12 protein-coding genes are annotated in these 15,261 nt (G+C 44.5%); 3 read left to right on the top strand and 9 right to left on the bottom strand.

Features of this window, described 5'->3' with window-relative positions; all coding sequences use genetic code 11:
- Nucleotides 1-7 precede the first annotated feature (7 nt).
- The 9 genes from D1136_RS04175 to D1136_RS04135 all read right to left on the bottom strand — a co-directional run bounded on the left by D1136_RS04175 (nucleotide 8) and on the right by D1136_RS04135 (nucleotide 9,840).
- Nucleotides 8-1,774 carry a Na/Pi cotransporter family protein gene (locus tag D1136_RS04175; RefSeq protein WP_161876372.1) on the bottom strand — a complete coding sequence of 589 codons (1,767 nt, stop codon included), beginning with the start codon at nucleotides 1,772-1,774 and terminating at the stop codon, nucleotides 8-10.
- A gap of 173 nt (nucleotides 1,775-1,947) precedes the next feature.
- Nucleotides 1,948-2,985 carry a linear amide C-N hydrolase gene (locus D1136_RS04170; protein WP_161876371.1) on the bottom strand — a complete coding sequence of 346 codons (1,038 nt, stop codon included), beginning with the start codon at nucleotides 2,983-2,985 and terminating at the stop codon, nucleotides 1,948-1,950.
- A gap of 91 nt (nucleotides 2,986-3,076) precedes the next feature.
- Nucleotides 3,077-4,078, bottom strand: a complete 1,002-nt coding sequence (locus D1136_RS04165; RefSeq protein WP_161876370.1) for an Rpn family recombination-promoting nuclease/putative transposase — start codon at nucleotides 4,076-4,078, stop codon at nucleotides 3,077-3,079.
- A gap of 179 nt (nucleotides 4,079-4,257) precedes the next feature.
- Entirely contained in the window at nucleotides 4,258-5,886 is a 1,629-nt protein-coding gene (gene groL / locus D1136_RS04160) for a chaperonin GroEL (RefSeq protein WP_161876369.1), read from the bottom strand.
- Between the two features lie 43 nt (nucleotides 5,887-5,929).
- A complete protein-coding gene (gene groES / locus D1136_RS04155; RefSeq protein WP_161876368.1) occupies nucleotides 5,930-6,199 on the bottom strand; it encodes a co-chaperone GroES in 270 nt (89 codons plus the stop codon).
- A gap of 291 nt (nucleotides 6,200-6,490) precedes the next feature.
- A complete protein-coding gene (gene secG / locus D1136_RS04150) occupies nucleotides 6,491-6,859 on the bottom strand; it encodes a preprotein translocase subunit SecG (RefSeq protein WP_161876367.1) in 369 nt (122 codons plus the stop codon).
- 2 nt (nucleotides 6,860-6,861) lie between these two features.
- Complete coding sequence (locus tag D1136_RS11010; RefSeq protein ID WP_161876366.1) at nucleotides 6,862-7,974, bottom strand: hypothetical protein; 1,113 nt, start codon at nucleotides 7,972-7,974, stop codon at nucleotides 6,862-6,864.
- A 27-nt stretch (nucleotides 7,975-8,001) separates the two neighbouring features.
- Nucleotides 8,002-8,523, bottom strand: a complete 522-nt coding sequence (locus D1136_RS04140; protein ID WP_161876365.1) for an LptE family protein — start codon at nucleotides 8,521-8,523, stop codon at nucleotides 8,002-8,004.
- An 84-nt stretch (nucleotides 8,524-8,607) separates the two neighbouring features.
- Complete coding sequence (locus D1136_RS04135) at nucleotides 8,608-9,840, bottom strand: sigma-54-dependent Fis family transcriptional regulator (protein ID WP_161876364.1); 1,233 nt, start codon at nucleotides 9,838-9,840, stop codon at nucleotides 8,608-8,610.
- Nucleotides 9,841-10,002: 162 nt separating this feature from the next.
- Between D1136_RS04135 and D1136_RS04130 the strand changes: the two genes are divergently transcribed.
- The 3 genes from D1136_RS04130 (at nucleotide 10,003) to D1136_RS04120 (ending at nucleotide 15,259) form a co-directional block, all read left to right on the top strand.
- The gene (locus D1136_RS04130; RefSeq protein WP_161876363.1) at nucleotides 10,003-10,554 is read left to right on the top strand and encodes an RNA polymerase sigma-70 factor; all 552 of its coding nucleotides are present in this window, start codon (nucleotides 10,003-10,005) and stop codon (nucleotides 10,552-10,554) included.
- 87 nt (nucleotides 10,555-10,641) lie between these two features.
- Nucleotides 10,642-11,820: a FecR family protein gene (locus D1136_RS04125; RefSeq protein WP_161876362.1), complete on the top strand. Its 1,179-nt coding sequence runs from the start codon at nucleotides 10,642-10,644 to the stop codon at nucleotides 11,818-11,820.
- 85 nt (nucleotides 11,821-11,905) lie between these two features.
- The gene (locus tag D1136_RS04120; protein ID WP_237566983.1) at nucleotides 11,906-15,259 is read left to right on the top strand and encodes a SusC/RagA family TonB-linked outer membrane protein; all 3,354 of its coding nucleotides are present in this window, start codon (nucleotides 11,906-11,908) and stop codon (nucleotides 15,257-15,259) included.
- The last annotated feature ends 2 nt before the right edge of the window (nucleotides 15,260-15,261 follow it).

The raw sequence follows: 15,261 nt of genomic DNA, 5'->3' as shown, positions 1-15,261 counted from the left end.
AATTTATTTATTCATCGTGTCCGATTTCCTTGATAGCTTGGGTTACGTTTATGGTATAATCACCGATTTTTTCACATTCGGAGAACATATCGGCGTATATGATTCCCATGGAATAGTCGTACCTTTTTTCTTCTACAGCGATTAAATGTTCCTGTTTGAGGATTGTACGGTAATCATTGATGGCTTGTTCCAGGCTATAGGCCTTTTTGGAGTTTACCTGGGTGTATTCTGTGTTCAGGTTGGAACACATGGTGACGATGGAGTCGTCAATCAGGGTAAACATGTGTTTCAGTTTGTTGGACAGTGCTTCCGGGAAAGGAATGTTTTGTTCATTCCTGCGGTTAATGGCTTTGGCCACATTGAGAATGGAATCGGCAACACTTTCTATTTCAGATACGATTTTGAACATGGCTCTTACCCGTTGGGAGTTTTCGGTGGAGAGCTTTGACTCGGACACTTTTGTCAGATAGTCTGCAATTTCGACTTCCACCACGTCGCTTTCGTCTTCCATCTGTTGTAATTGCTCGAACATTTTTTCATATTCTCCCCGCGGCATGTCGAACCCCTGTACCATTTTGTGATACATTTCCAGTGTATTTTGTCCGTACAGCGATATTTCCTGCTTGGCCTGGAACAGGGAAGCGTCCGGAGTAGATAATAACCCGATTTTAATGTGTTTGAGTTTGAAAGTGTCTTCACCTGCTTTCGGGGGAATTATCCGGCTGACGATTTTGGCCAGAAGTTGGGTAAACCAGATCAGTATGGTTACATTAATGCCTTTGGCTAAGGTATTGAATAAAGAAAGTACGAGGGGCATGGCCGCATTGATGGAGGCGGTGACTCCTGCACGTGCTTCGGGAGAAAAGGTTTCCCGGAGTAAAGCCGGGTCGGAATAAATGGGATTATACCGTGAAATGTGCAAGGTGACGCATAAATCCCCGATCATATGCAGGAAAGGAGTGAAAATGGCAAATAGCCAGATAACCCCGAATACATTGATGATAAAGTGTGCCAGGGCAGCCCGTTTGGCCTGTACGTTGGCCACGGCTGCCGCTAAATTGGCGGTAATGGTGGTTCCGATATTTTCACCCATAATCATGGCTGCCGCATCCTCATAACCAATCCAGCCTTTGGAACAAATCACTAAAGTCAGCGCGACCGTTGCGGAGGAAGACTGGAAGATAGTGGTCAATACCGCACCAATCAACAAAAATATCATCCATGAACGGAAGCCGAGGAAACTGATTTTCTGGATGAAATCGCCTACTCCCGGATAATCGTGCAGGTTGGTCGGCATGCTTTCCTGCAGAAACCGCAGGGCCAGGAACAGAAGCCCGAATCCGACAAACATTTCACCCCAGTTTTTCCGGGAACGTTTTTTGGAAAATAGTAAGGGTAGGGTACATCCGATGATGGGGAGTGCCAAATCGCTCATGCTGAATTTTCCTAATCCCAGGACTGCCACCAGCCAGCTTGTTACTGTGGTTCCCACGTTTGCTCCGAGAATGACGCCAATGGAACCGACTAAGTCTAATAAACCGGCGTTGACAAAACTGACTACCATAACGGTTGTGGCCGAAGAGCTTTGGATGAGGGCTGTGATAAAAATACCGGTGAGAACACCTGTTACGCGGTTGGAAGTCATTGCCGTCAATATCTGACGCATTTTATTGCCGGCAAGTTTTTGAAGGGATTCACTCATGAGTTTCATTCCATAGAGGAAAACTCCCAGTGAGCCTATGAGTTTCAGCAACTCAAAGATACCATAATCCATTTTAGCACTTTTAAGATTTCGACTATTTGCGACCGTAAAAGTAAAAAACTCGTTTAGATTACGAAAGGATTACAGTAAAGAATTCATGAGGATTAAAAAAAAGAAAGGACGGCAAATGAAAAAGAGTGTCAGGAAGGCAGGGTTGCTTTTGACACTCTTTTTGTAGTGGGGGATTACTTGAACAGGAATTGAAACGGTTGGCTTTCCACAAACCGGGACGCTGCATTGCCTGCGTATATTTCTCCGTCGGCCAGTTTCAGTTTTTTCACCGGTGCGCCGGGAGAAAAATCTAAGTCTGCGAAGGTAATCCAGAAAATATTCGGGTTTAGGGTGGATTCGAAGAAATAGACTTTATTTTTCTGGTCGGAGACGGTGCGCCAGCGGGTGGAGGCGATATTCGGCTGGTCCGGGGTGGAGATTCCTAAGGGCACAGACACATTGCGCATCACACTGAACACACCCGCCACCGCTTCCCGCTGGTCGGAGGTCTGCGGGATGGCATTGATGTAAAAAGAGGCGCGGACGAAACGGTCGGCAGCCCGGTTTGTACCCGGAAGCATGGTCAGTCCTCCGATTTGCTGCCAATAATTGTTGAGTGTGATTTGTTGTTCGTAAGTGGGGGAGTTGGTCATAATCTGGCACTCCCGGCCTTCGTGTATAATCAGTTTTCCGTCGATGTATTCGAATATGGCACTATTACCGGTTGGGTCGGAAATTGCCAGATGGAGCCGGGATTTTGCGCCGTTGGGCATATCCGGGGCATCTATCCGGAAGAGTTCTTTCCGCAATTCCTGTACGGCTTCGTCCACGGTAGCAAAATTATCCAGTACGTATTGGGTCCAGATGCTGATACCCATTACCGGACGGGTGTCGCCGGGCCGGTCGTAGGAAGATTCGGTCAGGTAAAGGATGTTGGCTACTAAGCCTTTTTCATTCATACCGTCTGAGGTGCCGATGTCGTAACCGGCGGTGATGACGCTGCCGTATTTAGAGGTCCAGTGAACCGTATTCCCCTTGTCGGCACCGGCCCTTTTCATGCCCCGGGGGAAGAGATAGATGTTGGATTTCAGGTCTTCTTTCCAATCCATTGTCCGGCCGGTAACCACCATATTGTCCGGTCCGAGATAAACCGCCCGTGTGCATGCCTCTGCATTTGAAGATAAGATAAACGACAGGGCAGAGATACCTGCCAGGATGATGTGTGTTTTCATAGTTTCTTTTTTAAGAAAAGAAACGTGTGAGGGGGCGGAAAGATTTATAAATTTTGTAATTATACAGTATAGTTGTTTACAAAGGATAGTTTTATAATTGTGCTATTTCCTCGGCAGAAAGGCCTGTCGCCTGCGTAATGACCTCTGTTGCTATTCCGATAGATTTCATGTTCCGTGCAATCTCCCTGCGGCTTTCGCTTCTGCCTTTGGCTTCACCTTCGGTCAGACCTTCTGCCCTTCCTTCTGCCCTTCCTTCTGCCCTTCCTTCCGCCTTCCCTTCCGCTCTTCCTTCAACCCTACCCTCTGCTCTACCCTCAATTCTGCCCTCCGCCCTTCCGGTGATTCTTCCTTCTTCTAAGCCTTCCATCCATGCCGTATCCATGACGCTGCGCTGTACCCGTAAATCCTCAATATTACGGAGATAGGCGGCGCGGTCCTTCTTGTCTAAGGATGAAAATTTCAGCCGTTCCCGGGCCTCTGCCAGACCGGGAGCCTGGGAATTCTGGCCTATTTCTCCTGTTTTCAGGAAAACAATCCATTCATCCAAAGGGGTCACTGCTTTTTTGTCAAATTCGTTGACACGAAGCACATAATATTCCGGGAATAAATCGCCTGCATCCTGACAGATAAACCGTTCCCGCTGTTGTTTGGATAATTGCAATATGTCATGGTTATGGATACCCCGGAATTCCGTGCGTCCGTGATATACATAATCTGTTCCCTGGCCGAGGTCGAAGTAGACGATATTCACCGAATATACTTTGCGAATCTTCTCATACAGGTCGCCTTCGGAAATGTATTCTGTAACGGCTTTTGAGACTCCGTACAGCATGCGCAGGAAATAGTCCAGTTCTCTGTTGTTCTGCACTTCAACGATAATCAGTTCTCCTTTGCTGTTTTCTGCCAACAGATCGACGCGGTTGAACTTGTCGGTAAATTCCTCTTTGTTGCCTTCGCTTTCCAGGATGTTACAGATGGTGATTTTTTCCTCAAACAGGCTGCTGAGGAAACCTTCAAGTACGACGAAATTGCTTTTGTGGCGGAGCAGACGCTTCATCGCCCAGTCAAAACGTACAAGGTGTGGGAGTGGCATGGCTTTGGAGTTTTAAATGATATGACGAAGATATGACATTTTATTCATATTTCAATAGCTTTGTCGGTGGTCACGTATTGTTCCCGGCTCATTTTTGGGTGTGGCGATTATATGAATTGCTGTTGTGCAAAAAAACGGCCGGAGTTGTCCCCGGCCGTTTGGATGATATGGAAAAAGGATTACATCATTCCCGGCATACCTCCGCCCATGGCAGGTGCTGCGGGTTCGTCCTTCTTTTCTTCCACCAATACACATTCGGTAGTCAGGAACATACCGGCAATAGAAGCGGCATTTTCCAAAGCTACGCGGGTCACTTTTTTCGGGTCAATAACTCCGGCTTTTTTCAGGTCTTCATAAATGTCTTTCCGGGCATTGTATCCGAAATCGCCTTTTCCTTCGCGAACTTTATTTACCACTACGGCTCCTTCTACGCCTGCATTGAAAGCAATCTGGCGGAGGGGTTCTTCGATGGCACGGCGGATAATTTCGATACCGGTGGTTTCGTCTTCAGTTTCACCTTTCAGGCCGTCTAAAGCAGCTTGTGCCCGGATGTAGGCTACACCACCTCCCGGTACGATACCTTCTTCGCTGGCTGCGCGGGTTGCGTGCAGGGCGTCGTCGATGCGGTCTTTCTTTTCTTTCATTTCCACTTCAGAAGCGGCACCTACATATAATACGGCTACTCCACCGGACAATTTGGCTAAACGTTCTTTCAGTTTTTCCTTATCGTAGTCGGAAGTAGAGTTTTCGATTAATTTCTTAATCTGTTCAATTCTTTCCTGGATGAATTCTTTCTTACCGGCACCTTTCACGATGGTGGTATTTTCTTTGTCTAAGGTGACTTTATCGGCACGGCCTAACATGTCAATGGTCAGGTTTTCCAATTTCATACCCTTGTCCTCAGAAGCTACCACACCTCCGGTCAGGATGGCGATGTCTTCCAGCATCTCTTTGCGGCGGTCACCGAATCCCGGTGCTTTTACGGCAGCGATTTTCAGAGAACCTCTCAGACGGTTTACCACCAATGTGGCCAATGCTTCGCTTTCCACGTCTTCTGCAATAATCAGCAGGGCACGGCCGGATTGGGCAACGGGCTCCAGAACGGGAAGCAATTCTTTCATGGAAGAAATCTTCTTGTCGTAAAGCAGGATATACGGATTCTCGAATTCGCAAATCATTTTTTCGCTATCGGTAACGAAATACGGGGAAATGTAGCCGCGGTCGAATTGCATACCGCCTACGGTTTTCACCTCAGTTTCAGTGCCTTTGGCTTCTTCAACGGTGATGACACCTTCGATGCCTACTTTTTCCATGGCTTCGGCAATCAGGTTACCGATGGTTTCGTCACCGTTGGCAGAGATACGGCCGACCTGGCGTATTTTTTCGAAGTTGTTACCCACTTCTTCTTTCTGGCTTTCCAGGTGTTTCACTACGGCAGCCACGGCTTTGTCGATACCTCTTTTCAGTTCCATCGGATTGGCACCGGCAGTAACGTTTTTCAAACCTACATTAATAATGGATTGTGCCAGGATAGTGGCTGTGGTCGTACCGTCTCCGGCATCATCTCCGGTTTTGGAAGCCACTTCTTTGACCATTTGTGCACCGATGTTGGCATACGGATCGGCCAGTTCAATTTCTTTAGCTACGCTTACACCGTCTTTGGTGATGTGTGGAGCTCCGAATTTCTTCTCAATGACTACATTGCGGCCTTTCGGTCCGAGGGTTACTTTTACTGCATTTGCCAGCTCGTCTACCCCTTTTTTCATCAGGTCGCGGGCTTCGATATTGAATTTTATTTCTTTTGCCATGATATTGTAGTTTAATAATTTTGTTTTTACTGTCCGGTTGTCATTATAATACAACCAGGATATCGCTTTGGTTCATTACCAAATATTTTTTGTCGTCAATATGGATTTCCGTCCCGGAATATTTACCGAACAATACAGTATCACCTGCTTTTACTTCCATCGGTTCGTCTGCTTTTCCTTTACCGGTTGCAATGACTGTTCCTTTTTGGGGTTTTTCCTGGGCGGTGTCCGGGATGATAATACCGCCTTTGGTTACAGTTTCTGCTTCAACAGGCTCAACAATGATTTTGTTAAGTACGGTTTTCAGTGTCATGATGTTAAAATTTAAAGTTTATAATATTATTTTAGTTTTCTATTACCTGTCGCAACTGTATAGCGACTTAACGAATCGGTCGTTATTAAGGTTACAACACCTTTCTTAATCATTTTTCATGCCAAAGTAAAATATAATTGTCTTGTTTTTTGAGAATTTATCAAATAAATAACTGATAAATAGGATGAAAGCAAAATGCAGAGTGTCTGTCGGGGATGTGGCAGTCTATGAATAAAAAATGTCAGTATGACTGACATACTGACATTTTATATGATAAATACGGACAGTTTCTTATTCTGTCGGAGCATCTGCGGTATTTTCGCCGGCTGTATTATTTTCTTCTATAGGTGCAGCTCCCGGAAAAGTTGGGATTGCTTGTTGTTGCATGGGCTGTGCATTTAGCTGCTCTTCAATGGCAGATTGTTCTGTAGTTGTATTTTTCGGTATAAAAAATACAGCCAATACACATAAGGTCATCATTCCGCCGGCAAGTGTCCAGGTTGCTTTTTCCAGGAAGTCGGTTGTCTTTCTTACTCCCATGATTTGGTTGGAAGATGCAAATGAGGAAGCAAGGCCTCCGCCTTTAGAATTCTGAACCAGCACAATCAATATCAGTAATATACAAATAATAAATACCAGGACAATAATTGCAGTATACATAGTTATTCTTTATTAGTAAGGTTCTCTTTTATTTTTTCAATTCGGTCTGCAAAGTAAACACTTTTTTCCGGATATTTCAAACTTAATTTTATATAAGTTGCTATTGCTTTGTCGTACAGGTGTTGACGAACATATATTTTGGCCAGTGTCTCGCTGAACAGTTCTTCGCCTGAGTACGGATTTTCCATGGAGAGATCCCTGTTGTCTGCCGGAGAAGCGGTGATTTTAGGCATGACGGGTTCTGTCTGAATAAAACGTTCAATCAGTTCATCTGCATTTTTCCGTTTTTTCCTTGGTTTTTCTTTTTCAATATCCTTCTCCGTGTGGTTTCCGGTTTGTTCTTCCGTCAGTCGGTAGGCTCCGCTTAAAATTTCAGGTATATCCAGATTTATTCCGGCTTCTTCTTTTTCAAAGTCTAAATCGACATCCATGGATAGACTGGGAACCGGTTTGCTTTCGGTCACTTCGGGAGAAGCGGGAGTTCCGGCTACAGAGACGGATTCAATGACATAAGGAGTACTTCCCGTATGCCGGACGATTTCGTATTCTTCGCCGGTGGTGGTTTCATCGGTATAGTCGTCTACCATACCAGGGATATTATCCAGTATAATCGGATTGGAAATGATATTCGGTTCTTTGGCGGGAGGCTGTGGACGGGAAATCGGCCCGGTGGGTCCGGCCTGTGGAAATGACGGTTTGTCCGGCCTGTTTTCCAGATTCAGGGTAATGATTTCCTCTTCTTCCGGTTGCGGGGATTCGGTTTTCGGATAAGCCGGAATGCCCTGGTTGCTGACAACGGTATGTCCATAGATTTCCTGCATGCGTTCTTCTACGCGCTCCGTTAATGCAGATTTTTCGGAGGAAGTACCTTGTTCGAATTCGATTTGACCGCCAAGGTATTTAAAAAGTTGTTTATGGTCAGTGAGATGTACCGTACTGGTACGGAGTTCGTTTCGGAAACGTCCTCCTGCCTGCAGAGAAAGCCCTTTTAAATAAAGTATACGTGCTGCCTGAAAATAAGGGTAACGTCCAAGGAGGGTTTCGAGTTCCCGTAAGTCCTCTTGGTTCATTTTTTCAGGATGGTGTGTAAACTCTATTAATCGTTCGGCTTTCATGTGGCCAGTTTCAATGTTTTTTGGTGTTTACCAGTTGACAAGTGCTTTGGTGTAAATATCGTCAATGATTTTTTCCAGTATTTCGTTTATCAGTGATTCTTCTACGGAATTGAAATCTACTTCGGTAGAATAGTCTGCATAATTGGAGAAAGTGGAATCGAAACCGGCGTCTTCATCTTTGGTATTGATGTATTTTACCCTGATTTCAATGGTCAGCCGGTTGGAAGTCGCTATTTCGTTGGAGGTAATGTCAATCGGTCTCTGATAGTAGTTGGTAATCTGTCCTTCAAAGCGGATGTCCCCGTTATTGTCCGTCATTTGGGTCAGGCCGGTTTTGGAACGCATATAGTTGGTTAATTCGTCGGTAAACAACGAACTGAGATAAGGAACTACCAAAGGAGCTTTGTTAGGGAAGTAATCGACGGAGAAGGTTTTTACTTCCGGGGAAATGGAGGCTCCGGTCATGGAGTAACTGACTTTGTACAGTTTACAGGAGTTACAACAAAGTGCAGCAAGAAGTATAATAAGGAAAAATTTTAATCTCGTCATGTAAAATGAATGTGTTTTTCAAGTACAAAAATAGGAATTTGAAGCCAAAAGCTGAAAGTTCTTTGTTAAAAGCTACAAATAATTTTATTTTTCTAAATCATATTCTTTTAATTTCCTGTAAAGGGTGCGTTCGGAAATACCCAAATCTTTTGCAGCAAGCTTACGCTTACCGTGGTTTTTTTCTAACGCTTTTGAAATTAGTTCTTTTTCTTTTTCTTCAATGGAGAAAGATTCTTCAATAACGGCTTCCGATTCTTGCATGTGTTCATCTTCGGAGAGGTAGGCTGGGGAGACTACCTTGGGCGGAATATTGACGGGCGGGTTGTCGTACAGATTCCTGAGGACGATGGATGTGGTCGGTTCGGGGGCGGATTCTTGTCGGTTGTCATTCTGCATCATACCGTAGACGAGCCTTTTCATGTCGTTCATGTCTTTTTTCATGTCGAAAAGGATTTTATACAGAATTTCCCGTTCGGAAGCAAAACTACCATCTCCGTTATCGTGGGAATTGGTTAAAGTAGGCAACAGTGAATCATTTTCCGGGATGTATTTATGCAAAGTAGGAGCATCTACAATTCTTTCCTGTTCGATAATGGAAATTTGTTCGGTGATATTTTTCAATTGCCGGATATTTCCGGGCCACCGAAAAGCTTGCAGTTCTTTTACTGCATCTTCGGTCAGCCGGATAGCCGGCATGCGGTATTTTTCTGCAAAGTCTGCGGCGAACTTACGGAAAAGGAGGGGAATGTCTTCTTTCCGTTCTCGTAGGGGGGGGATGGTAATAGGTATGGTATTAAGCCTGTAATACAGGTCTTCCCGGAATTTTCCGTTTTTGACGGCATGAGGGATATTCAGATTGGTGGCGGCAATGACCCGTACGTTTGTTTTTTGTACTTTTGAAGAACCCACCCGGATAAATTCCCCGCTTTCCAGCACCCTGAGCAAACGGGCTTGGGTAGGTAAGGGCAATTCTCCCACCTCGTCCAAAAAGATTGTGCCTCCGTCAGTCACTTCAAAATAGCCTTTCCGGTCAGAGACAGCACCTGTGAAAGCCCCTTTTTCATGACCGAAAAGCTCGGAGTCGATGGTGCCTTCCGGTATGGCTCCGCAGTTTACAGCGATATAAGGAGCATGTTTCCTGTTGCTGTAAGCATGGATGATACGGGGGAAAATTTCTTTTCCGACCCCGCTTTCGCCGGTAATCAGTACGGACAAATCAGTGGGAGCAACCTGAGTAGCGATGTCTATCGCCCGGTTGAGTTCTGTATTGTGACCGATTATTTCAAAACGTTGTTTGATGGCTTGTATATCTTCCATAGTGCTTGCTCCTGAAGTTTTTTCCCTGAAACCCCATAAAAAGACGTTTTGACAAAATTACATTAAAAACCCGGAATCCCGAAAAATATGTGTGTTTTTTCTGTTTTGTTGTTTTTGGCAAATGCACTATCTTTGGATGTCAAAAATATCTTTCAGGTTGTTATGGGGAGAGAGACTGAAGCATGCGATGTAAAGATTTTGTTTGAAAATTCTTTCCGGGAATTTTTTAAATCGTTGTGTTTTCATGCAATGAGTTTTGTGAAGGATGAGGAAGTTGCCAAAGATGTTGTGCATGATGTTTTTCTGACGGTATGGGTCCGGCGTGATGAAATTGATTTTGCTCAGCCGATACTTCCCTATCTGCTTAGTCTTACCCGTCACAGAGCCATTAATTATCTGGAACACCTGAAAGTGAAAGTCCGTCACGCCGAACAGAAACCTGAAGCGGAAGAGGTTTATTTACCGGCCGATGATGCCGGACATGAAGAATTGATTCTGAAAATCAAGGCGCGGATCGGAACATTGCCGGACAGGTGCAGGGAAGTGATGTTTCTTTATCTTATCGAGTGTAAAAAATACAAAGAAATAGCGGAAATATTAGGCATTTCTGTAAATACTGTTAAAACCCATATCTCCACTGGCTTAAAATATCTTCGTGAAGAATTTCCGGCTTCGTTACTTCTTCTTTGTTTTCCAGACCTAAAAAATTATTAAAAATAATTTCATTTTAACTCACCCCTTTTTTACTCGTATCTGTGTTATATATACAACGCGGTTTAATTTTCGATAAACGTAGCAGATATGGGACGTCAAGGTGAAGAAACTGACATTGATTACATTCTTTCTCATTTGCAGGACCCGGCAGGTCTCTTGGATCCTGAATTTTTAGTGTGGTTGCAGGTTCCTGTCCACCGGAAACTTTTTGAGGAAATCCGGAATCAGCAGGAAGCTTTCATGCGTTTCAGCATGGAGGATTCCATAGATGTGGACCGGGAGTATGAGCGGCTACAGGCTAAAATTCGTTTTTCACATAGGCGGGGCGGATGGAAATGGATGGTTGCGGCAGCTTGTGTTGTGGTTGTGTTTGGTGTTTCATTGGTTTTCCGGTACACCCGGCCTGTCAGTATGGTTGAAGAAAAGCCGTTGGCATTGTTGGAAGGCAGGAAAACTGCGGAGTTGATTTTGGCGAGCGGTGAGCGTATCCATTTAGAAAAGAACAGGGTTGAACTCCGGGAAAGCAACGGAACTTTGATAGTGAATGATAGCAGTTGCAGCCTGGCTTATCATCGGGATGCATCAGCCGTGGGACAAACAGAGGAGAAAGCTATCGTTTATCATACGCTTGTGATACCGGCAGGGGCTGATTATACACTCACTTTGGCCGATGGCACAAATGTGAGGTTGAATTGTGAAACGAAATTCCGTTTTCCGGTAGAGTTTTCCGGAAAAGAACGTAAAGTATTTTTGGACGGAGAGGCCTATTTTGAAGTAAAAAAAGCCAGGGAGTGGCCTTTCGTTGTAGAGACTGGTTGTATGCAGGTGAAGGTGACGGGAACTTGTTTTAATGTGAAATCTTATCAAAATGAAGAGATTGTTCATACTACTTTAGTGAATGGGACGGTTGAGGTGTTGAACGACCAGGCAGCGGGGAGGCCGGTTGCGTTGGCTCCTTTCCAGCAGTATTTTCTGAATAAACGAACGAACCGGGCGGAGGTAAAACAGGTTGATGTTACGCTTTATACCGGTTGGACGGAAGGTATGTTTGTTTTCAAAAAACAGCGGTTGGAAGAAGTCATGAATATTTTAGCCCGTTGGTATACAATAGATGTTTTATATACCAGTGAATCGGTGAAAGATTTACGGATATCAGCTCATTTGGGACGTTATGAACATATTGATTCTGTGTTGGAATTGTTGCGTGCTATGGATAAGGTAAATGTGGAAAGAAAAGGAAAAGTGGTGATGATTGGCCGAAAATAATTTTAACCAGAGACCGGATCCTGCGCCAACAATTTCCGGCCTCTGGTCAGTTAATAACTAAATTAATTTAACCGTTTACAAAAGTATGAAGAAAAATCGAAATGACGCTTTTCCCGATAAGGGAAATTTGTTGAGAATTCTGCTGCGTATGAAATTAACATTCATATTGCTGGTGTGTGCTATGGTTCAGTTGTTTGCTGTGGTGAATGCCCAGACGGTGAGCTTGAAAAAACAAAATGCTTCTTTAGAAGAGATTATCTGGGAATTAAAGGCGAAAACCCATCTGGTGTTTTTGTATAGTGACGAGGACATTGCATCCGTTAAAGGAATTGATATTGATGTCAGGAATGTGATGGTGGATGAAGTATTGGAAAAATGTCTGGAAGGTACCGGTTTGCAATGCGTGAAAGAGAATGGGGCCATCATTATCAAACAGGTGAATAGTAAGGTTTCCGTTCCTCAGGTGCAAAACCGTAAGATAACCGGTAAGGTGACCGCTAAAGGAGGGATGCCTTTGCCCGGTGTGACGGTGTTAATTGACGGGACGAGTGTCGGTGTGACTACCGATGCTGCGGGAAAGTATACATTGGAATGCCCTTCGCAGGGGGAATGGGTGTTGCAATTTACTTTTATCGGAATGAAAACCCAAAAGCTGCCGGTTGGGGAAAAGACAGAGATTAATGTTATCATGACGGAGGATATGCAGGAGATGGATGAGGTGGTGGTGACCGGTTATTTCCAACGGAAGAAAGACAGCTATACAGGTGCTGCCACTACGTTTTCGGGAGAGAAGTTGCGGGAGATTTCTACCGGAAATGTGTTGTCGGCTTTATCGACGATAGACCCCTCCTTTAAGTTGATGGAAGATATTACAGTAGGTAGTGACCCCAATCATATCCCGGAATTTCAAATCCACGGTAGCGGCAATCTGAAATCGGATTATGAAAACTCTCCTAATATGCCGACTTTTATTTTGGATGGTTTCGAGGTTTCGGCGGAGAAGATTTTTGACTTAGACCCGAACCGGGTATCCAGTATCACTGTGTTGAAAGATGCGGCGGCGACTGCCATTTATGGTTCGCGGGCAGCGAACGGGGTTGTCGTTGTGGAGACTAAAGCCCCGGAAATGGGTGAGTTACGTGTTTCTTATCATTTTTCCGGCGATTTTAATTTTGCAGACCTGAGTGATTACAATCTGATGAATGCATCGGAAAAATTGGAGTATGAGCAATTGGCAGGACTTTATTCGCATTCGAATATCGGAATGAAGGAGGAGTTGCAGGAGGCATACAATGAACGTTTGAAGTTGGTTCAGCAAGGGGTGAATACGGACTGGATGAAGAAGCCTGTCCATGCGCTTGGTTTCGGTCATAAGCATTCTTTGTTGTTGGAGGGTGGAGATGCCCGTTTGCGGTATGGGTTAGACCTGAATTATCAGAATAAGGCGGGGGTAATGAAGGGTTCCGGACGTCAGAATGTCGGCATTGGCATCAAGTTGCAATATCGTTACAAGAATTTGCGGTTTATGAATAATCTGACGTATGACCATGTGAAACAGCAGGATTCTCCTTATGGTACATTTTCGGATTATACCTATATGAATCCGTATCTTTATCCGAAGGATAAAAATGGTAATATCAAACAGGTATTGAAAATCGGTGACGGGGAGGAGTATGAACTGAATCCTTTGTATAATGCTTCGTTGGGTACGAAGTTTGAGAATGCCTATCAGAATTTCATTGACAATTTTTCGGTAGAATGGGATGTTTTAGAAGGACTGAAACTGAAAGGTGCCGTGTCGTTGAATAAAAAAATGACGGTAGGTGACCGTTTTTTGCCGGCTAATCATAATTCATTTTATGAGAAAGATTTAAAGGGAAGCTATAAGAAAGAGGTGACGGATAATTTCTCGTATGACGCCAATGTGATGGCTGCTTATACGAAAGAGGTGAACCGCCATCTGTTCAATGCTACTTTTGTCTGGAATATCAAGGAATCAAAAACTGATTTTTTCAGTACTACGGCATATAATTTTCCGAATGATAAAATGGATCATATCGGTATGGGCGTGGAGTATCAGGAAGGCGATAAGCCGAGCGGTAATTATGAAGTCAGCCGTCTGATGGGGGTAGTCGGTAACTTTAATTACGGGTATGACAACCGTTATCTGTTGGACTTTTCGGTTCGTAGCGACGGTTCTTCTGTGTATGGTTCTTCTAAACGATGGGGTACGTTCGGTTCGGTGGGTGCTGCCTGGAACCTGCACCGGGAGAAATGGTTTGCTGAAACACCCTATGTAAATGAATTGAAAATACGTGGTTCATGGGGGACAACCGGCGGTCAGAATTTTTATCCTTTCCAGGCCATGATGATGTATTCATACAAGGAATCGGCCATTGACGGATTGACATACGATGATTATATCGGGGCATTGTTAAAAGCTTTTGGTAATCCGAATCTGAAATGGCAGCAGACGGAGAAATTGAATGTTGGTGTTGATTTTGCTTTGTTGAACAGCCGGTTGAGCGGTTATTTCAACGTCTACAAGGATGTATCGAAATCGGTGTTGATTGATGTGTTGCTGGCTCCGTCTTTAGGTTTTACTTCCTATAAAGACAATTTGGGCGAGATTGAGAATAAGGGGTTGGAATTGAATCTCCGGGGCGTTTTGGTGAAAGACGCAGAGAGACGCATGCAGTGGGATGTGTTCTTTAATATTGTGAAGAATGAGAACCGGTTGATGAAGCTGAACGATGCACTGGCGGCTTATAATAAAACCCAGGATGATGCGATGAACGAAAAAGTTGAGAAGGGGACCACCCGGGCACCTATGGTGCGTTATCAGGAAGGTAAATCCATCAATATGATTTGGGCGAACGAATCCCTTGGTATTGATCCTAATACGGGAGAAGAAGTGTTTATTGCGCAGAATGGCGATAAAGTCAATAAATGGAGTACGGATAATTACAAGCCGTTAGGATGCAAGGATCCCAAATTTGAAGGGAATTTCGGCACGATGTTTATGTATAAGGGTTTTCAGTTGAATGCTTATTTCCGTTACAGCTACGGTGCTGATGTTTACAATCAGACGCTGGTGGATAAAGTGGAAAACGTAGACCCGAAAAAGAACGCTGACCGCCGGGTGTTGTACGACCGTTGGAAGGTCCCTGGCGATGTGGCTAAATTCAAAGCTATCAGTAATACCGAAGCTACGATGCCGACCTCCCGGTTTATAGAGGAGGAAAATTACATTACCCTGTCGTCATTGAATCTTTCTTATCAGTTCGATGCCGGTCGTCTGCGGCGTTACGGGATTGAGCGTTTGAAACTGTCCTTCATCGGTAATGATGTGTTTCGCGCTTCGACGGTCAAAATGGAACGGGGTACATCCTATCCGTTTGCCCGCAATTATTCAGTAGCGTTACAAGTAACCTTTTAATC

The organism is Odoribacter sp. Z80 (assembly GCF_009935865.1).
GTDB lineage: Bacteria > Bacteroidota > Bacteroidia > Bacteroidales > Marinifilaceae > Odoribacter.
Note: the sequence above shows the minus strand (reverse complement) of the source record. Positions and strands in the feature narration are given on the sequence as shown.